23 protein-coding genes and 1 pseudogene are annotated in these 19,085 nt (G+C 39.9%); 9 read left to right on the plus strand and 15 right to left on the minus strand.

From position 1 onward, the window contains the following. Positions 1-64: 64 nt before the first annotated feature. The 3 genes from NST56_RS11705 to NST56_RS11715 all read right to left on the minus strand — a co-directional run bounded on the left by NST56_RS11705 (position 65) and on the right by NST56_RS11715 (position 3,150). Positions 65-319 carry a PH domain-containing protein gene (locus NST56_RS11705; RefSeq protein WP_268505101.1) on the minus strand — a complete coding sequence of 85 codons (255 nt, stop codon included), beginning with the start codon at positions 317-319 and terminating at the stop codon, positions 65-67. A 267-nt stretch (positions 320-586) separates the two neighbouring features. Then, positions 587-1,072, minus strand: a complete 486-nt coding sequence (locus NST56_RS11710) for a hypothetical protein (protein ID WP_339176822.1) — start codon at positions 1,070-1,072, stop codon at positions 587-589. A gap of 1,331 nt (positions 1,073-2,403) precedes the next feature. Beyond that, positions 2,404-3,150: a glucose 1-dehydrogenase gene (locus NST56_RS11715; RefSeq protein ID WP_339176824.1), complete on the minus strand. Its 747-nt coding sequence runs from the start codon at positions 3,148-3,150 to the stop codon at positions 2,404-2,406. Positions 3,151-3,319: 169 nt separating this feature from the next. Between NST56_RS11715 and NST56_RS11720 the strand changes: the two genes are divergently transcribed. Further along, on the plus strand, positions 3,320-3,676 hold the full coding sequence (locus NST56_RS11720; protein ID WP_339176825.1) for a winged helix-turn-helix transcriptional regulator: 357 nt from the start codon (positions 3,320-3,322) through the stop codon (positions 3,674-3,676). Positions 3,677-4,406: 730 nt separating this feature from the next. Here the strand turns inward: NST56_RS11720 and csaA are convergent. The 7 genes from csaA to NST56_RS11755 form a co-directional block, all read right to left on the minus strand. Continuing rightward, positions 4,407-4,739 carry a chaperone CsaA gene (gene csaA / locus NST56_RS11725; RefSeq protein ID WP_339182193.1) on the minus strand — a complete coding sequence of 111 codons (333 nt, stop codon included), beginning with the start codon at positions 4,737-4,739 and terminating at the stop codon, positions 4,407-4,409. Between the two features lie 62 nt (positions 4,740-4,801). Further along, positions 4,802-5,524, minus strand: coding sequence for a helix-turn-helix domain-containing protein (locus NST56_RS11730; protein WP_168748035.1), 723 nt, complete (start codon positions 5,522-5,524; stop codon positions 4,802-4,804). Beyond that, entirely contained in the window at positions 5,524-6,276 is a 753-nt protein-coding gene (locus tag NST56_RS11735; RefSeq protein WP_286058435.1) for a GNAT family N-acetyltransferase, read from the minus strand. Before NST56_RS11735 ends, NST56_RS11730 begins: the two co-directional genes overlap by 1 nt. A gap of 78 nt (positions 6,277-6,354) precedes the next feature. After that, positions 6,355-6,930 (minus strand): WHG domain-containing protein, encoded by a 576-nt coding sequence (locus NST56_RS11740; RefSeq protein ID WP_339176828.1) that lies wholly within the window; start codon positions 6,928-6,930, stop codon positions 6,355-6,357. Positions 6,931-6,932: 2 nt separating this feature from the next. After that, a complete protein-coding gene (locus NST56_RS11745) occupies positions 6,933-7,637 on the minus strand; it encodes an MBL fold metallo-hydrolase (RefSeq protein WP_326227167.1) in 705 nt (234 codons plus the stop codon). A gap of 77 nt (positions 7,638-7,714) precedes the next feature. Beyond that, positions 7,715-8,200, minus strand: coding sequence for a GyrI-like domain-containing protein (locus NST56_RS11750; RefSeq protein WP_286058433.1), 486 nt, complete (start codon positions 8,198-8,200; stop codon positions 7,715-7,717). Positions 8,201-8,253: 53 nt separating this feature from the next. Next, a complete protein-coding gene (locus NST56_RS11755; protein ID WP_339176832.1) occupies positions 8,254-9,192 on the minus strand; it encodes a YafY family protein in 939 nt (312 codons plus the stop codon). A 204-nt stretch (positions 9,193-9,396) separates the two neighbouring features. Here NST56_RS11755 and NST56_RS11760 point away from each other — a divergent pair, with 204 nt between their 5' ends. After that, entirely contained in the window at positions 9,397-9,939 is a 543-nt protein-coding gene (locus tag NST56_RS11760) for a kinase (RefSeq protein ID WP_229147254.1), read from the plus strand. A gap of 30 nt (positions 9,940-9,969) precedes the next feature. On the opposite strand, the gene czrA is transcribed toward NST56_RS11760, so the two are convergent. Then, positions 9,970-10,302 carry a Zn(II)-responsive metalloregulatory transcriptional repressor CzrA gene (czrA, locus tag NST56_RS11765; RefSeq protein ID WP_010334564.1) on the minus strand — a complete coding sequence of 111 codons (333 nt, stop codon included), beginning with the start codon at positions 10,300-10,302 and terminating at the stop codon, positions 9,970-9,972. Positions 10,303-10,493: 191 nt separating this feature from the next. Here czrA and NST56_RS11770 point away from each other — a divergent pair, with 191 nt between their 5' ends. Further along, entirely contained in the window at positions 10,494-11,168 is a 675-nt protein-coding gene (locus NST56_RS11770) for a lysozyme family protein (RefSeq protein ID WP_024121708.1), read from the plus strand. 92 nt (positions 11,169-11,260) lie between these two features. On the opposite strand, the gene NST56_RS11775 is transcribed toward NST56_RS11770, so the two are convergent. Continuing rightward, positions 11,261-11,797, minus strand: a complete 537-nt coding sequence (locus NST56_RS11775) for a DUF420 domain-containing protein (protein ID WP_003231280.1) — start codon at positions 11,795-11,797, stop codon at positions 11,261-11,263. A 137-nt stretch (positions 11,798-11,934) separates the two neighbouring features. Then, on the minus strand, positions 11,935-12,717 hold the full coding sequence (locus tag NST56_RS11780; protein ID WP_168748041.1) for a VLRF1 family aeRF1-type release factor: 783 nt from the start codon (positions 12,715-12,717) through the stop codon (positions 11,935-11,937). Positions 12,718-12,886: 169 nt separating this feature from the next. Between NST56_RS11780 and NST56_RS11785 the strand changes: the two genes are divergently transcribed. The 6 genes and pseudogenes from NST56_RS11785 to NST56_RS11810 form a co-directional block, all read left to right on the plus strand. After that, entirely contained in the window at positions 12,887-13,384 is a 498-nt protein-coding gene (locus NST56_RS11785) for a hypothetical protein (protein ID WP_010334567.1), read from the plus strand. A gap of 64 nt (positions 13,385-13,448) precedes the next feature. Further along, positions 13,449-14,426, plus strand: coding sequence for a S66 peptidase family protein (locus NST56_RS11790; protein ID WP_326330160.1), 978 nt, complete (start codon positions 13,449-13,451; stop codon positions 14,424-14,426). Between the two features lie 156 nt (positions 14,427-14,582). After that, entirely contained in the window at positions 14,583-15,641 is a 1,059-nt protein-coding gene (gene desE / locus NST56_RS11795) for a fatty acid desaturase DesE (RefSeq protein WP_010334569.1), read from the plus strand. A gap of 119 nt (positions 15,642-15,760) precedes the next feature. Next, on the plus strand, positions 15,761-16,873 hold the full coding sequence (gene desK / locus NST56_RS11800) for a two-component sensor histidine kinase DesK (protein WP_010334570.1): 1,113 nt from the start codon (positions 15,761-15,763) through the stop codon (positions 16,871-16,873). A gap of 18 nt (positions 16,874-16,891) precedes the next feature. After that, positions 16,892-17,491, plus strand: a complete 600-nt coding sequence (gene desR, locus NST56_RS11805) for a two-component system response regulator DesR (protein ID WP_339176839.1) — start codon at positions 16,892-16,894, stop codon at positions 17,489-17,491. 60 nt (positions 17,492-17,551) lie between these two features. Then, positions 17,552-17,782, plus strand: a pseudogene (locus NST56_RS11810) (hypothetical protein); the annotation flags it as partial. 651 nt (positions 17,783-18,433) lie between these two features. On the opposite strand, the gene NST56_RS11815 reads toward NST56_RS11810, so the two are convergent. Together NST56_RS11815 and NST56_RS11820 are read right to left on the minus strand one after the other, a co-directional pair. Then, on the minus strand, positions 18,434-18,607 hold the full coding sequence (locus tag NST56_RS11815) for a hypothetical protein (protein ID WP_229147249.1): 174 nt from the start codon (positions 18,605-18,607) through the stop codon (positions 18,434-18,436). Further along, complete coding sequence (locus NST56_RS11820; protein WP_229147248.1) at positions 18,604-18,756, minus strand: hypothetical protein; 153 nt, start codon at positions 18,754-18,756, stop codon at positions 18,604-18,606. The genes NST56_RS11815 and NST56_RS11820 overlap by 4 nt, the downstream gene beginning before the upstream one ends. Positions 18,757-19,085: the final 329 nt, after the last annotated feature.

A 19,085-nucleotide genomic window follows, 5' to 3' on the forward strand; every position in this document is an offset into this window, starting at 1 on the left:
ACTCACCCCAAATGTAAATACCTATTTATCATTGCGAATACATGGTGAATGAAATTTAAATATTTTAAGCATTAACAATTTTATTCATAATCATAGCTGCATGAGTGGTGAACAAAATATAAGTGCTATTAGCTGTTTTAATCACTACCCTATCCGTAGAGCCATAAGGAAACCCTATCCTTACTGCACGTTTCTCCTCTCCCCCGTAATTTGGATCAAGGAATACATCGTTGATTTCTCTTATTGGAATTTCAACTTTGGAAAGTTGCCAATGAATAATTAAGTTTTCGTTTGATTTCTCAACTTTAATCCCTAGCATAATCTCATTCCCCTTTTGATTATGAATCAGTAAAATTTTAACATAACCTGTGAAGTATTAAACTGGGCTTGATAATATTATGGAAAAATCAAATTCTCAATAATTGGATATAGGATTATAATTATTGATGGTCTACCAATATAAATAAAGAAAGGAAAATGAAGTTGAAGCAGGAGCTCTCACCCTGATTACCAATCTAAAATGGACAGGGATCTTGACAACTATGCATTTGAACGATGAATGAAAGACCTTTGCGGCTCTCTTTTTTTATTTCTCGGATTGTTTATCATTGAGTAAAAATAATAGTGTCTCTTCAATTTCTATTTCTAAGTCATTTTTATTTAAATCGAATAATGTTCCATAACCGGTTCCTTTATATCCGCCGTAGAAATACCATAAATCAATTGTATAACAGTCCAAATCTTCATTGTAGGCTTTCGTAGCTCCATAGTTAAATGTTATTTGTGAACGGTATTCTTTTTCAAAACACCTCTCAGCTGTTAAATTACTCAATATGTCACCATCTATGTCCCTACAAATCTGGATGCTAAGGTTTTGTTTACCCTGAATTCCAAAAGCATCTGTATACTTATTTTGCAGTTTTTCGGATACTGCTTCCCCTAATCTCTCCAATTCAATTACCTTTTGTTTCAAATCAAGATTTAAATCCTTTTCTGGAATCTGTAAATAACGTTCGTCTATTTGACTGTGATCTTTCTGTTTCTTGAGTAACTGTCTTAAAGCTTTCCACACAGCGTTGTCCTCCTGTCATTTCAAAAGCGAAACTAAAAAACAAAGGGGAAAGAAGTGGCACCAACGATGATACATATACAGGGCACTTTCTATTCGAGATGTATTCAAATTCGGGCTTATGCTTCGTATCTCCTGCTGTTAGAATTCTAGGTTCCATAAAGATGAAAATGTTAAGCGGCAGCCCAAATTAATTTAGAATGCCAAAAAATAAAAACACCCCCTCAAAATTTGTGAAGGGGTTATTTTAACTATTTAGTTTTAATACTTCTCAAAAAAGCACTTCTGTTCTCTGTGGCGTTTGTCAGCATTGTTGCATTTTCATTGAGTCTTTGTACTAATGCTTCTTTAGCTTTACCTTCAAATGAAGAGAGTAAAGCAACATACACTTCAGCTATAACCTGTTGAGCTGATGAAAAGTCTGATGCGTTTTTTGTGTCTTCCTTTAGGTTTTGACAATGGTTTTTAAACTTGTACCCACCAGTTTTTTTAATTCTTCATTTTGTTGCAACCGTCTGTAAAACTCATCTGCATCCATATTAACTCCATATGGCAATTTAAATAACCCTTACAACCTTAACCAGCTTGCTAATTCATTATCCTTATCTTTTAAATCCTCAGCCATTTTAACAATAAACTCACTAATATCCCTCTAAATCTCTAATCAAATAATGAAGAGAAGCCTCAGTTTGATACTGTTCTTCTGAGTCATAAAATGCTTCCCCATCTTTCACATAAGGTGCGTGAAACAATACAGCTTTATCAACATCGCTTGGATCTAGATCCTTGAATTCTCCTAACCTCTTCCCGCAAATCGATTTTACGTCATAAACCATTTTGCTGTGATCATTAGGAAATCGTTCAATTGAAGGATTCCTTTAAATATTTTCAAAAGTATTAAAATACAAGGACAGGGATATTATTTTTTATTAAAAGTCAAGAAAATGTTTAATATTATTAATATTTAAGCAACCAAATGAAATGTCACACATTTTATAAACAAAAAGAGAGGATAGATGAACAGGGTGAAAATGCCTGTATTCAACTATCCTTTTTTCGTACAACAAATGACCTCATTTACTACAACAACGGTGTTGTTTGTTCTTCAACTAACGCCCCCGTTACATTAAGTACATTTATTCACAAAGTAATCTTTTTTACAGGTCATTTAGTGGTAGCCCCAGGAAAATGCGAATTTACAACGTTAATCAAATTCAAACATAAAAAAGTCGAATTCCCTGTCCTTTAAGGAAAACGACTTTTTTATACGACTTCTTCAAGTAAATCCCCATTAACCTTTTTTGGGGACTATTTGTAATCTCTGCGCAGTGAAATTATACCTGTGCTAGCCCGCCATCTACGAACAATTCAACACCCGTCAAGTAACTGCTTTCGTCTGAAGCAAGGAAAGATACAGCGTTTGCTACTTCTTCAGGTGTCCCAACTTTTCCAGCTGGAACAGTATTTCTGGTATTTTCCATTGCTCCTTCAAGTGCATCACCAAAAAGCTCATCGTATGCAGGTGTAAGAATAACTCCTGGACTAACCACATTTACACGGATTTCAGTACCTTTTAGGTCAAGAATCCAGTTGCGAACTAGTGCTCTTAATGCTGCTTTAGATGCTCCATATACACTAAACGCTGGGTTGCCAATTGATCCAGCAGTAGAGCCCATTACAATAATAGAACCTACTTTGTCTGGGAATAGTGATAACGCTTTTTGAACAGTAAAGATGGTTCCTTTAACGTTAATGTCGAACGTTCTATCAACCTGCTCTTCAGTAATTTCACCTAATGGAAGGAAGTTGCCGGTGCCTGCATTAGCAAAAAGAATGTCCAACTTACCTTTTTCCTGCTTTATCATGTCATATAGTTTGTCTAAGTCTTCAAGCTTAGAAATATCACCTTGAACACCGGTTACGTTCTTGCCAATTTGGTTAACAGCTTTATCAAGTTCGTTTTGTCTACGTCCCGTGATATAAACATATGCACCTTCGTTTACAAATTTTTGTGCTGTAGCAAGACCAATCCCACTTGTTCCACCCGTTACAAGCGCTATTTTACCTTCAAATTTACCCATACTTAACACTTCCTTTAGAATTAATTTTATTTTATGTTTAGTACCTTTAAGTACTTGTAGAACAACTTACAAGATATAGTATCCTTCAGTAAGCACATTATCGGAAGTACCCACTTTTTTGTGATATAGTAACTAAAAAGTAATAAATGCGGAATGGAGAGCTTTAGACATGAAAAAATTTAGCTGTGGGTTTGAAGTGACAAAGGAAGTTATTGGTGGAAAATGGAAAGGCCTTGTATTATACTTTTTAATGAATGGACCAAAGAGAACGAGTGAATTAAAGCGCATTATCCCAAATATAACTCAGAAAATGCTGATTCAAACACTTAGAGAGCTTGAAGCCAGTGGACTTGTGAGCAGAAAGATGTATAATCAAGTACCGCCGAAGGTTGAATATTCATCCACTGAACTTGGAGAATCTCTTAAACCTATCTTGCAGGAGCTCTGTCAATGGGGAAGCCATTATGCGGAGCAAGAGTATGCAAAAGGTGAATATGAAATTGTACAATCAGAACAACTAAGTTAGGATTGATGTAGCTGCTGAAGTAAATGCTAAACAACTTCAATACCATCACCTAACAGATGAAGAACAGTCAGAAAAATAAATGAGATATTCAATTTTGAAAGTGAAGTTCTAATAAGAAGTGTCATGGACTATATTCAGGAGAACTTTGATGAAATTCAAAAAAGAGCTGTTTCAAATGTTAAAGAGAAGGTTCAGAAACCTAGCAAAAAATAAATGAAGATATTGATAATAATATTTAATGCCTATGATCTCTAGATAGGCATTTTTTTGTGCATAAAAAAAGACCTGAATTAAAAATCCAGGTCACACTACTCCCCTGTATCACCTTATCATTTAGTACGTTTTCGTTGATTTAACAGCATTTATTCACATTCACAAAACGGTGTTTCAGGTCACACTCAGGTCACAGTTAAGTCACATTGCGATTGTTGATGACAAGGATAGAACCAATTATTGTTATACAAATTAACAATAATACAGTAATCATAGTCGATTTTTGATTATTTTCGACAAATTTCGTCAAAAGAAGACGCGTTTTTACAACAAATTTAATCACAATAACTCAAAGTAACCCTTGCATTTCCTCCCCCACCATGCTATATTCATATAGCGATGAGCTGAATTGTGTAAGCCGATGTACATGCCCTTTGCGGCACACACGAATGTGGCGTGTGGTGCATCGCCTCAATACGCAAAGACGTTTGCCTCTTAGGCAAACGTCTTTTTTGTGTTATCCGATTTTTGTTCCGTTTGGTAACGGTTGTCCCGGTTGAAGCAGGACGACGTCACCTTGGCCGGGAATGCCGCCGAGGACTAACACTTCGGACTTAAAACCTGCGATTCGGCGCGGCGGAAAGTTCACGACAGCGATAATTTGTGAGTTGGTCAGTTCTTCTGGGCGATAGCGCTTCGTGATTTGCGCGCTTGATTGTTTGACGCCGATCTCTTCTCCAAAATCAATGAACAGTTTAATCGCCGGGACTCTTGCTTCAGGAAATTCTTCTGCTTTGATAATGGTCCCTGTTCTGATATCCAATTTTTCAAAATCCTCAATTACAGTCATCATTATATCTCCTTTTTCTTACTATTTTAAAAGAAGCACTTGTTAATTGTTTAACCAAAAGCTCATATTTTTTTATCCGAGTGAAAGGTGTTCCGGTATATTCGGGGCGATACACCTGTACTTTTTGCAAACCATCTTGTAAAAGAAGAAAGGTTTTGAAAGCCGAGCGATTGGCTCACAACAGTCAGTGTTTCATTTTTCTCAATCAGCATCCGTTTCGCTTCCTCGAGACGGAGGTCAGCTATATAGGCTTGAGGGGATTTTCCGGTCTGTTTCTTGAACCAGCTTGAATAGTAAGCTGGGTGATAATGTTCAATTTTCGCCAGCTTTTGTATTGTCAGCGGCTCAGACAAATGGCTATGGATGTATGCGATTGAAGCATGAGTATGGGTTTGCAGTTTTTCTTTTATGTATTGAACAAGCAGATGGAGCGTATGTGCTGAGCGTGTATTTGCTTCCTCTATTAATAAGTGCCTGATCGATGACCAAAAAGGATCGATTGCAGCTTCAACCCCTGCGGCTGCATGATACTCCTCAATTTTCATCGCATGAAGCGGCACATCCAGCACAAGACATTCATTTCTGCCAATAGAGCGGAACCGATGCTCGCACTCTGGCGGAATGTATAAAAAATGATCCGGCTTTAATTTGACCTGACGCTCCTCTGTTTCAAGATCGATATTCCCTTCAAGGGGAAAAAGAAATTGGCTGTACGCGTGCTTATGTGAGGAATAAAGGCGTGTATATGTCCGTTTTTCACAGATAATCTCTTGAAGCGAATTCATCAGCCATCCTCCTTTTTGATCCGGTAATGGTGTTCCGATATAGGCGAGAACCCGATTTTTTCATACAAAGAAACGGCGGCTGAGTTTTCTTTCATCACTTGCAAGTACATATACTTAGCTCCATTGTTCATTGACCATTCAGTCAGAGCCCTGATGACTTGAGTCCCTGCCCCTTTTCCTCTATGTTCCTTTGCTACAACAACGTTGCTGAGTCCCCCATAGCCATCGATAACGGAGGACGTGCCCACTGCTGTCAGGCTGCCTTGGTCATACATAGTGAGAAAGGTTTTACACGGCTGCATTCGTTTGAAAATGCTTGAATAGCCGCAATGCCGTTCTTGTGAAAATTCTTCCAATCGGATAAAATCATCAATCCATAAAGACGATGGCTCCTGCTCCCATTTATATGTAAATCGGCTGCTGTCAAAAGTACGTTCTAACATATCGCAGCATGATGCTGTCATTTGAAAACATTCATCTATCTTTTCATATCCGCTGTCTGCCAATGCATCATCCAGTCCTTCAGGTGATGCGTCACTGATTTGAATACAAACAGGCAGGCCTAAACTTTTATAAAAATGCTCGATCTCTTTTTGGTAATCTCCTTCTGGCATATCCGCCGATGTCCATACGCTGTTTGCACGTTTGGTCACGCCAAAATTCGCTCTAAGAAGCCATTTCCCCATTCTCTTTTGAATATAAGACGGCCATGATGCTGCCGCTAATTGCTCAATTTTGTAAATATCATGCATAGCCTCTTGCCTCTCCCTTATCTATACTGCAAGATATATTATACAATATTCAGAAATATAAGACATGCATTATTTGGTTTACATAATATTTTTATTGTTTATCGACAGACCCGATAGGAATAATCGAATTGAAAATGCTAAGCTGTCTGAAATGTCTTCCTTTAGTTCAAACGCTTCTTTTCCGATTAAAGTCGCGAATCCGTGCAGCAAGCTTCGCAGCCCTCTTGTTGCATGAATCACATTCTGTTCGTTTGTATAACCGCTGTCAGTAAGCAGTTTCGCGACAAGCCGGACAATCTGGTTTGACAGGCTTTCAGCTCTTTCATCTTGAATTTTAAACAAAGTCGCTTCATAATAACCCGGATTTTCAACTGCAAACCCAACATATGCATCGCTTAAAGATAGCAAGGCGGACTCCCCCTTCTGTTCTTTGACGGAATCAGCCATCTGATCAAAAAGTTTTGTCAAACCGCTGACAGCAAGCTCTGTTCTGATTCCCTGCAGCCCGCTTATGTGATTATACAGAGACGGGGGCCGTACATTCATTTTTTTAGAGAGTGCGGCCAGCGTCACGCCGTTTATTCCTTCCTGATCAGCAATCTCTGCCGCCGCCTCTATAATCATCTTTTGATGTAGACCTGCTCTCGGTGACATGTTCAAACCCCTTTCTTTGCTTTTTGAATGGCTAATTTCATCGACTGTTCAGGTGAAGCAAGGAAATGACCATGTCCGACCGCAAGACAGCTCGGCGCCTTGTCAACGAGCCGTTCCGCACTTCTTACAGCAGCCTCCTTATTCCAAGTGGCGAAGGCAGGAAAAGGAAATGTCCATCTCATTTGGCCGGAAACGGCTATCCCCCCGCGTAATTGAAATGCATCCCCAGCTATTACAATTCCGTTTCTTGTGTCCAGAAACGACATGCTTCCCGGGGTATGACCCGGAGTTGAAATCGCAAGGAGAGAACCGATTGTTTCGCCACCCGCCAGCAAAACGTCAGGCTTTGTTTTGATTTTTTTTGGAATTCCTCCTTTTATAGGCGTCTGCGGTTCATCTTTCCGCAAAGAAACATCACCTTTTAACAAAAATGAATCACGCTCGGAAATGACAACCTTTGCATCAGGAAAAGCTTGGGACAGTACATCCAACGAACCGACATGATCACCGTGCGCATGAGTCAGTAAAATATGTTGCAGTGGTTTTCCCAGCTGATTCACTGCTTGGATAATCCCTTTATAGCTGTTCGGAAGACCAGTATCTATTAAGGTTACTTCATTTTCTTCCTCTACAAGATAACAATTGACCGGAAATAATGCCGGATAAAACGTCAGCTGCCGCACAGTTTGATTCTGAATCATTCTCATATGATAACTCCTCCTGAATAAAAAACTAATGGTGTTAGTTTTTATTATTAACTAATACCATTAGTTTTTCAAGAGTGTTATGCTAGTTTTATGGCGACAAATATTTTCACCTGCGCCCGCTGCGGTGAAAGCGCACTTTGATCATACTGTTCGAAGTCTCCCGAAAACGTACGCAAATGCCGCTTGTCCCAAGTCCAAATTTCCTTCCACGTCTCGAGTACAACGTCTTCAATAGGACCGATTTTTGAAGTAAAAACAGCATAAGCGGAAGCCGGTAAATATATATCTTCATACGGTTCCGGAAGCATGTCGCTATGCTCGGTAAAAGCGCCGACAGAAAATGTGTAAAACCCATTCTCCTGCTGTTCGTAATGAGAGTATAAAGCGATAATGCTCTGATCCTTTTTATGAGGCGGGAGTAACACGCTCGTATCCTGCTGCCAAAATCGATTCCATAAGAGCGGAATTTGTCTTTTTTCTGTCATTTCCAGTGCATTGCTTGTTCTTTGGGATAGTCCTGAAAAGCGCTTTTGTTCTAAATGTGTTACATGTGAATAGTTCATATGATACCTCCTTTTTACCTAGATTATAAAAGAAGAAACCTGACAGCATTGTGTCAGGTTTCATATATTTTTTGCATATGAAAAATCGTTTCTTTTACCTTTTCCCGGATATGAAGAGGTTCCAGAACCTCAATATCCTTGCCAAATTGCAGCAAGAAACCAATCAGCCATTGATCCTCGGGCAGAGATATCACCGCTCGGCAGGCTTCATTTTCATCAAATTGAAGGCTATCACTTCCAAACCATTCACTTATACGCTGACGTGCCCCGGGCTGAACAAGGATGACCAGCTCAGTTAAACGATCCTTTCGATACCAATTCACATCCCAGGGCAGAGTCTCCAGCTGTATGTCTTTTCTCATAAATGATTGATGTAAAATAGTCATATCTTTTATGCGGCTTAATTTAAAAAAGCGGAAATCGTTTCTAACCAGACAGTAGGCGTATAAATACCAGCGGCCTGCCTTGCATACCAGCGTGTAAGGCTCTGTTTCACGGAGAAGTGTTTCCCCGTTTGCATTTGTATATGTAAACGATATGGTTGACGACCGATCGATTGCATCACTGATGTTTTCTCGAAGCGCCTTTTGGTCCTCTGTTTGTCCCCATGCCGTCATGTCAATAAACCATTTTTCCGTTTCACGCTTAAATGCCTCTGCGGCCTGGTCTGGTATGAGATGTTTTATTTTTTGATAAGCCGCGCTGTGAGAAGCGGGTTCATACATGGATGAGATGCTCTGCAAAGCGGAAGCAATAGCAAATAGCTCCTCTTCTTTCAGCCACTCTCTTTCAAGCCGATACGTTTCCATCACACTGATCCCGCCCCCGGCGCCTTGTGAGGTTACAATTGGAATGCCCGCTCTGCTGATCGTATCAATATCTCGGTAAATCGTTCTGACTGATACTTCAAACAAATCAGCTAGATCAGCAGCCTGGACTTGTTTTTTGCTGATTAATAACATCACCATCGCTAACATACGTTCCAGTTTCATTTTTCGCACCTTGTCTCCTGCTTTTATTTTCCAATATTATCATACCATTTTATGAGGTTTGGGCATATCTATTATGCAGCCTAAAGGCATCGTGCATATATTATGAAAATAGGGGCCTCCCCTTCTTTTTTTATGGTCATTGTTTATTTAACTACTATTTCAAAACGGATAAGCATACACTTCTCAACGGAGGGGATTCACATCATGCATCTTACACTTCAAAGCGTTTATCCTGTCATGATTATCGTCTTTTTTCTGTATAAAAAAATCAAGCGCTCCATCGGATATCAGCCGCTGAAGCCTCGCTGGCTTTTTACTCGTTTGGTTCTTTTTTCAATGTTTGCATTCGGTCTCACCATCTTCAGCCTCATTCATCCATCTTTGTACGGATATTTCATTATCGGAATTCTTGGCGGATGTCTGCTGGTTTTTTTCGCTAGGAAAAATCTCTCCTTTGAAAAACGCAGAGGAAAAATTTATTTTCGGACTCATATTTGGGTGGAGCTTATTCTGCTAACCCTATTTTTATCGAGATTTCTTTATCGTGTAACAGAGCTGTACCTTGCCGCGCCTGATTTACACAGCCTGGGATCATACAGCCAGTCTATCGGAACTGATCCTTTCACGATTGGCGTCTGTTTTCTGATCGCCGTCTATTATATCGGTTTTTCCTCTATTGTCATCAAAATCAGCAGAAACGGGCTGGAGCAAAATGGGCACTGTAAAGAAAAAGACATCCTTGCTTAATCGCGACATGCGGCAGCAAGGATGTCTTTTTTAATCGTGTCTTGTATGGTGGATCATTTGCTGAAGCACATCTAAAACATGCTCATCCTCGGGAGAATAGTAGATTGATGTACCTTCTCTGCGCGATTTCACGAGCCGGAGATTTTTTAAAAACCTGAGCTGATGGGATACTGTTGATTGCAGTAAATTCAGTTTCTCAGCGATCCCGTTCACAGCATGTTCACCCTGAGAAAGCAAATGGAGAATCCTGATTCTGGTAGGATCAGAAAGCGCTTTGAAGGTTTGTGCGACTAGGAATAAAGTTTCTTCATCCAAATCGGTCACCGTTTCATTTGCACGGTCCGCTTCTCGAAATTCAGTCATGTGTCTCACCTTTCTTATTTCATAGTTTTATCTTATAACAAATGACCTTTCATGCAAACCTGTCTCTTCTTGTTTCAATTCAACCTCACAGTTTAAATTTATGTTTCAAATCAGGTTTTTACTTGGTCTGGTATATGTTCTATGTCATAATAAAAAAGTCATACTGCTGCAAACATTGAGGGTGAAACACAGTGAAGAAAAAGAGAAAAGGCTGTTTCGCTGCTGCGGGTTTTATGATGATTTCTGTCTTTGTCATGGCCTCTTTTTTATTGGTCCTGCTTTTGTTCAACCGCGATTTAATCAAAAAACTTCCGATTGACACGAAAACAATTGTCCTCGAACGTTTAACTGATTATAAACCGCTGGTTGAGGACGAGCTTGAAAACCGGGGACTCTCCAATTACACATCGCTGATACTCGGCATGATGTATCAGGAGTCAAAAGGAAAAGGCAATGATCCGATGCAGTCCTCTGAATCTCTGGGGTTAAAGCGTAATGAGATAACAGACCCTCAACTCAGTATTAAACAAGGCATCAAGCAATTTACCCTCATGTACAAAACCGGTAAAGAAAAAGGTGTGGATTTGGACACGATTATTCAAAGCTACAACATGGGGGCAGGTTATATTGATTTTGTAGCTGAACATGGAGGAACGCATACTGAGGAATTGGCAAAACAATACTCCGAGCAGCAAGTCGAAAAAAATCCCGGGCTCTATACTTGCGGAGGAAATGAAAACAATTTCCGTTATCCGTATTGCTACGGTGATTACACGTACGCGGAAAAAGTAAAAGAAAAAACGAAAACGGTTGAAAAATCTTTACAAGTCGCAACACTTGAAACCATGGAATCAACGGCTCATTAAAGGAGCCTGTTAATTTACTGACAAAGCCCAAAACGATATTTGGGCTTTTGTCATGTTTACAAACCTCAAAAAAGCCATACTGAGTATGGCTTTTAATAATACGGTGATATCATCAAATAAACAATAACACCTGTAAGGCTGACATACAGCCACAGCGGCATTGTCCATCTGGCGATTTTTTTATGGCGTTCCACCTGCATGCTGAAGCCTCTGATCAGCGTAAACAGCGCAAGCGGTACGATGATTGCAGAAAGGCAGATATGCGTAATTAATATAAAGAAATAAATCGGACGCATAATACCTTCTCCGCCATACAGCGTATTCTCCGCAATCGAATGGTATGTGACATAGCAAATCAAGAACAATAATGTTGTCGTAAAAGCAGCTAAAATAAAGCGTTTATGCGCCTTAATGTTTTTTTGTTTAATCATAATCAATGCCGCCAACAAGAAGATAAACGTAAAGCTGTTGAATATCGCATTCAGCATTGGCAAAATGTGAATATTCGCATGGCTGAACTGATCTAATTTAGGCATAAAAAACAGCACTGCGATCAAACCGTTAATCAGAACTGTCAGCGTAAGGACAATTCCAGTATAATTTTTCGGTTTATTTTCTGTTTGATTCATTTGGTGACCTCTCCTAATTTGTACTGGCTATCCAAATCGTATGCAAATTCAACGGAGATGTCAACGTTTTCGATGGCTTCGTCAGAAATTAGACACACTTCAGAAGGCCGATGCTTAAAAAGCACCAGCCTTTTGGTTTATGCCTCTTGCATTAAATGATCAACGACCTTATGTTCATTTTCATTCAGCAAATTCTTTTGGATTTTCGAATGAATGGGTTTATTCATATGCTGATCCAGGATGTCAGCTGTTTTTTTATCACCGGCAATGATCATTCGCTCCCATTTTTTTGCCGCGGCTTTCTGGTCGAGATTGGCCGCCAGCCGCTTGTACAGTCTCGTTTGATTCTCCGTTACATGATTCTTCAGGTGTTCCTCTTCTAATGATGCCGATTTGGTTTTAGAAGACTGGCTGCTCTCCCAAGACTCATTGATTGCGTCATATTCATAATGTTCGACCGCTTCAATTTTGCCTAAAACGGTTTCTATAATTTTCACTTCATTTTGCTGCGTTAAAATAAAAGCTGTACTTGGATACGTTTTGCGCAAATTTTCCAGCTGGTCAAGTACAGCTGTCTCCTCCCAGAAAAATGTTGTTTCAACAGGAATCTGAAGCGTGATCGCTTCCCATATCCCGCTATTTGAAACAAAAAATACAAGGCTGCGCGGCATATTTTTTCCTATTCCGTTAAGGTGCTGATAGATTTTGTCACTGATTGCATTCAGACACTTTTCTTCCTCCGGGTCACTTGCTGCCAGATATTCTTTTAATCTCCCGAACCCTGACTTAAGGGTAATTTTCCATTCTCCCCCCTGTTGCTCTGGATCCCTCATATCTGTGTTGAGATATAACGAAAGAATTTTGTCAGGGGGTTCCAATTGGACATAACGCAATTTCTTAATCAATGAATCAATCGGCATTCATCTTCCTCCTTTTGCAACGGGTTACTTTTCTTTTTCCTCTCTTAAAACCAACTAAACCTTACTTGCGCTAAATTCTAGCAATTATGGATTTATCATTTACAAACGCCTCTTCTATCTACTACAATTGGTTACTGTGTTTCTAACTATTTTTGAAAGGGGTTTGATTTTGATTACCATTAAGGAAAAAAACCGCCAAGAGCTTGAAGAAGAGCTGAATCATTTAGAATTTCAACTTTATCGCATGCAGGAAAATATAAAGGATCTATCGAAAGATGCCAGAGTGCTTGGTATTGATCAATCGAAAGATGAAGATTGGATGATTGTTTCCTCGATTGATGATGGCCAAACATGCAAAATTATGCTCACGGATTGTGAAACAGCTTATAGAGGGGAAAGCTGCTTTTCACTTGTAGCATCCTATCAGGACGATGCCATTCATATTGGAGATATTAAAGGACCTCCGAATTACGGTTTCGGTTCTATTTGTATGAAATATTTAAAGGATATTGCCAGAGACTGCAATATCCCGAAAGTTACCGGCGACATAGCCAAACGGGATTGGAATCATGTGGACAGGCTCATTCATTTTTATGAAAAACATCAATTTGAAGTATGTATTGACTACGATACACAATCAGGAAGCATTAAATGGACAGATTTCTAAAAAAATCTGGAAGAATGTGCCGAAATATGCTGTAATGGTGTAAAACCGCTTAGGAGGACCTGAAGTGTTTGCACCCAAACTGAAACCGGGAGACGAAATTCGAATCGTGTCTCCCGCCACCAGCATGTCCATATTAACAAATGAAGCAAAGTTGCACGCAAAAACGACATTAGAACAATTGGGTTTTCGGGTGACCATTGCTGAACACGCAGAAGAATTAAACGAATTCCAGTCATCCTCTATTGAATCAAGAGTAAGTGATCTGCACAGCGCCTTTTTCGATCCCGACGTCAAAGCTATTTTAACGACACTTGGCGGATTCAACAGCAATCAGCTGCTGCGTTATCTTGATTACGAGAAAATCAAACAGAATCCAAAAATATTTTGCGGCTATTCCGATATTACGGCTCTCGCTAATGCCATTTATCAAAAAACCGGTCTCGTTACATATTCAGGCCCCCACTTTTCTACATTTGCAATGAAAAAAGGATTGGAATATATAAAAGATTATTTTCTGGCTTGCTGCGCTTCGGATGAAGCCTTTGAAATTCTGCCATCACAAGAGTGGAGCGATGATCAATGGTTTTTAGATCAAGAAAACAGGCACTTTCACCCTCATTCCGGTCCTATTGTGATCCAGGATGGCTATGCTGAAGGCACATTGATTGGCGGCAACCTGTGTACACTTAATTTGCTGCAGGGAACGGAGTATTTTCCTGAAGCAGAAAATACAATTTTACTGATTGAAGATGATTATATGTCAGACGCAAACATGTTTGACCGCGATTTACAATCGCTCATCCACCTCCCTTCTTTTTCAAATGTAAAGGGGATATTGATCGGCAGGTTTCAAAAAGCATCAAACGTATCAATAGATCACGTAAAAGCGATAATTGGTACAAAAAAAGAATTATCTGGCCTCCCCGTCGTCGCAAACATAAATGCCGGGCACACCTCTCCAATTGCCACGTTCCCTATTGGGGGAACATGCAGGCTTGAAGCTGTTTCGGGTACATCACGAATATGGATTGACAAACATTAAACAGCTTGTAAAATCTTTTACAAGCTGTTTTCACATCTGCACGCCATCTCTGTCCACATGACAAATGTCATATATGATGTATGATGTGTGCTACTACAAAGACATCCTTCTCTTTCGTATACTTAAGCGAGACACACAATGAGAGGATCCTTTACTATGACTGAACCAACCCTTAAACACAAACAAAAACTGCTGACAAAGCAAGTCGCTGCTTTTGCTCAGCCCGAAACAAAAAACAGTCTGATTCAGCTTTTAAACACGTTTATCCCTTTCTTCGGACTTTGGTTTCTTGCTTATTTCAGCCTCAATGTCTCCTATCTTCTTACTTTAGCATTAACAGTGGTTGCCTCAGGGTTTTTGACAAGAATTTTCATTATCTTTCATGACTGCTGCCATCAATCATTTTTCAAACAAAAGCGCTATAACCATATTCTCGGCTTTCTGACAGGTGTTCTGACTTTGTTCCCTTACCTTCAATGGCAGCACAGCCATTCGATTCATCACGCGACCAGCAGCAATCTGGATAAACGCGGAACAGGTGACATCTGGCTGTTAACGGTAAACGAATATATAGCCGCATCTAGACGCACAAAACTTGCATACAGACTTTATAGAAATCCGTTTATCATGTTTATTCTCGGACCAATTTATGTTTTTCTGATCACCAACCGTTTTAACAAAAAAGGCGCAAGACGTAAGGAGCGCGTGAACACGTACCTTACAAACCTGGCAATTGTGTCATTGGCTACTGTTTGCTGTCTCATCTTTGGCTGGCAATCGTTTTTGCTCGTGCAAGGCCCTATCTTTCTGATCTCAGGTTCAATCGGCGTGTGGCTGTTTTATGTACAGCATACATTTGAAGATTCTTATTTTGAAGCAGATGAAAACTGGAGCTACGTTCAGGCCGCTGTGGAGGGCAGTTCATTTTATAAACTCCCGAAACTCCTTCAATGGCTGACAGGCAACATCGGTTACCACCACGTTCACCATTTGAGCCCAAAGGTGCCCAACTACAAGCTTGAAGTTGCTCATGAACATCACGAACCATTAAAAAACGTACCGACAATTACCTTAAAAACAAGCCTGCAATCACTCGCCTTCCGCCTTTGGGATGAAGACAAAAAACAATTTGTATCATTTCGGGGTATAAAACAAATATCTTTCCGCCTTCCGCCTGATTCAACAGAAAAACAGAAGCTGCGGGAGAACGCCTGACAATTAGGAGGTCTTCTTATACAACAAGAAGACTTCCTTTTTATTGTTCGGTGGTGCAATCTGGCTTTTACAATGGTAAAGTTACAATTAAGATGAAAAGCTGAAAATGAGGTTATATCATGATCAAAAAGCATTTTACATTTCAAAAACTAAGTGGGATCACGCCTTATATATGGACGATATTTTTCATCCTGCCGTTCTACTTTATATTTAAATCATCTTCTACATTTGTTATTATCGTCGGAATTATTTTGACGCTTTTATTTTTTTCGGTTTATCGATTTGCTTTTGTCTCAAAAGGCTGGGCCATTTATTTGTGGGCGTTTCTGTTAATCGGCATTTCAACCGCCTCCATTACGCTGTTCAGTTATATTTATTTTGCTTTTTTTATCGCGTATTTTATCGGAAACATAAAAGAACGCGTCCCTTTCCACATTTTATATTACGTACATTTAATAAGCGCAGCTGTCGCAGCGAATTTCAGCCTTGTGTTAAAAAAGGAATTCTTTCTGACACAAATTCCTTTTGTCGTCATCACCCTCATCAGTGCGATTTTATTGCCGTTCAGTATCAAAAGCCGCAAGGAGCGCGAACAGCTGGAAGAAAAACTCGAATTTGCAAATGAACGGATTGCCGATTTGGTAAAATTAGAAGAAAGGCAGCGGATTGCCCGCGATCTCCACGATACGCTTGGTCAAAAGCTTTCTCTTATCGGTTTAAAAAGCGACTTGGCGAGAAAATTAATATACAAAGATCCCGAACAAGCAGCGCGTGAGCTGAAAAGCGTTCAGCAAACAGCGAGAACTTCTTTAAATGAAGTAAGAAAAATCGTATCCTCTATGAAAGGCATCCGGCTCAAGGATGAAATCATAAACATCAAACAAATTCTCGAAGCTGCTGACATTACATTTATCTACGAAGATGAGAAAATGCCCGAAAATATCTCATTGCTTAATGAAAACATTTTGAGCATGTGCTTAAAGGAAGCTGTCACAAATGTTGTCAAACACAGTCAGGCTAAAACATGCCGAGTTGATATCCAGGAGCTCTGGAAGGAAGTTGTTATTACAGTGTCAGACGATGGAACATTTCAAGGAGGAGAAACGTGCTTTTCAAAAGGACATGGCTTACTCGGTATGAGAGAGCGTCTTGAATTTGCAAACGGGAGCCTTCACATCAACACCAAAAATGGAACCAAGCTTACCATGAAAATTCCTAATAACTCAAAATAAACAAAAAGGATGGCTTACATGATTAATATATTTATTGCAGAAGATCAGCAGATGCTGCTGGGTGCTTTAGGATCACTATTAAACTTAGAAGACGATATGAAAGTCGTCGGCAAAGGAACAACCGGACAGGATGCTGTCGAGTTTGCAAAAAAACACCAGCCCGATGTATGCATTATGGACATTGAAATGCCCGGAAAGACAGGCCTTGAAGCAGCTGAGGAGTTAAAGGATACAGGCTGCAAAATTATTATCTTAACCACTTTTGCCCGCCCCGGCTACTTTCAGAGAGCCATTAAAGCCGGCGTTAAAGGCTATTTGTTAAAGGACAGTCCGAGCGAAGAGCTCGCGAGCGCCATCCGAAGCGTCATAAATGGAAAGCGTATCTACGCTCCTGAGCTGATGGAGGATATGTATAGCGAGGCCAACCCTCTCACAGATAGAGAAAAAGAAGTGCTCGAACTTGTGGCTGACGGAAAAAACACAAAAGAAATCGCCCAAGAACTCAGCATTAAAAGCGGGACGGTGCGAAATTATATCTCCATGATTCTAGAAAAGCTTGAAGTGAAAAACCGAATAGAAGCCATTACGCGTTCAAAGGAAAAAGGCTGGTTTAAGTAAAAGAGGATCTTGACATATGTCCAAGATCCTCTTTTTGTTAATCTGCCGCGCCCCGCGCTGTATATTTATTGGAGAGACGGGTTAAAAAACTAGCCTTCCACCTGGAATAACAGAATTTCCTCCTTAAGTATGGCTTCGCCTATTTCAAGCTATTCAACGACGCTCTGTGAGCACACTTCAACTCAAGGGTATGGAAAAGGAGTCATGGTTAGACATTCTGATTGGCATCGCAAAACTGCCAATATGGCTTCAGATTGGGACAACAAGGCTTCGGCAATCCAAATCAAATAATCTAGGTAGAAGTTTCAAAATCACTATTCTCTAAAGAAGCATGAGAATCGTGATTTCTTGTATTGTCCTCACAGTTGCCAGCCTGCTGAGCTTAATCCTGAAATTTCACTTACACAGAGTCAGGTCCGGTTTCAGAATCAATTTTCTTATTAAATTCTGCCTTTTCATGAGAGCCGTCAATCTATCTGTTTAAGTTGGTCCATGTGGCACTCGCCTTGTGCAGCAATAAATTTTCTCTTCCCAACACGTTCTAATGTATTTATAGGGGAAGATTCATTTTAAATTTTGTAAGCCATATGAACACACCTCATTGGTGCCAGCTCATTCCTTCAACTTTAGACTCCGTACGTCTGTCTCCATGTCTTCAGAAGACATAAAACCATATCTCTCGGCACGATAGGTGTAAAACTCCAACAGCGAACCAGTACAACATTTGCGTGTCCTCGCATCAACATCACCAAACATTATTCCGTAACCAGCATCAGACATTAAACCTTATGTTAGGAAGACAGGCAAGATATTTGGGAGAACAGCGCAGACAAAGCCCTCTTCCATTTCCTCGTCCACCAATCACAAAATAAGCCGTTATCCCAAGTCTAGGAAACGGCTCATGTCCATGGCTATACGTATTTAGATGTGTGATTATCTGATTTAAGGGATCTTTCCTTTAGCAGCCTTCTCATTTAAAAACAGTTTTTTCACTTTAAACCGCAATGAACGTGCTGATGCCAAAAACAAGATCCCCTGAATACAGCACTTCGGCAGGAATGATACAGTGTAACCTATGATCAAAAGCTCAGAAACGATCTGTTGTTCTTTAATCAAATCGCTGCTCCAAAAAAATCAGGTATCGTCATGATTCTTGATTTTAAGTAACCTGGCCAAAAGACAAATGCCAGAGAAATTAACGCCAGCGGCGCACAAGCTTCCGAAGACATTCTGTCATAGAGGTCGCGTAGCTTAGCTTTGTCCATTTAACCCCACCATCTGCTCGGTTGATACATTCGTTAATAAAAGCGAGCTTCCAATAATAAAGCAGTAAGGCTTCTCCCCCTAAGGAATAACGGTTAGAGGATGCAAGCTGAGCCCCTTGTCCTTCGCCATAAAAATATGCAGGTATTCATGATAAGAAACGATACAATCTTCAAAGCAAAAGCCAGCAGCTCCTTCTGCAAAGATAAAGATGATAGGGGCCGTTTACCTTCTATTTATCATTGCAGAAGGAGCACAATTTTTTTATCGGCATATTATTGTTTTACGTCTCTAAAAACAAAAAAAGGACACGAGCTTAGAGCTACATGTC

The sequence above is a fragment of the Bacillus sp. FSL R5-0560 genome (genome assembly GCF_037966305.1).
GTDB classification, from domain to species: Bacteria; Bacillota; Bacilli; order Bacillales; family Bacillaceae; genus Bacillus; species Bacillus mojavensis.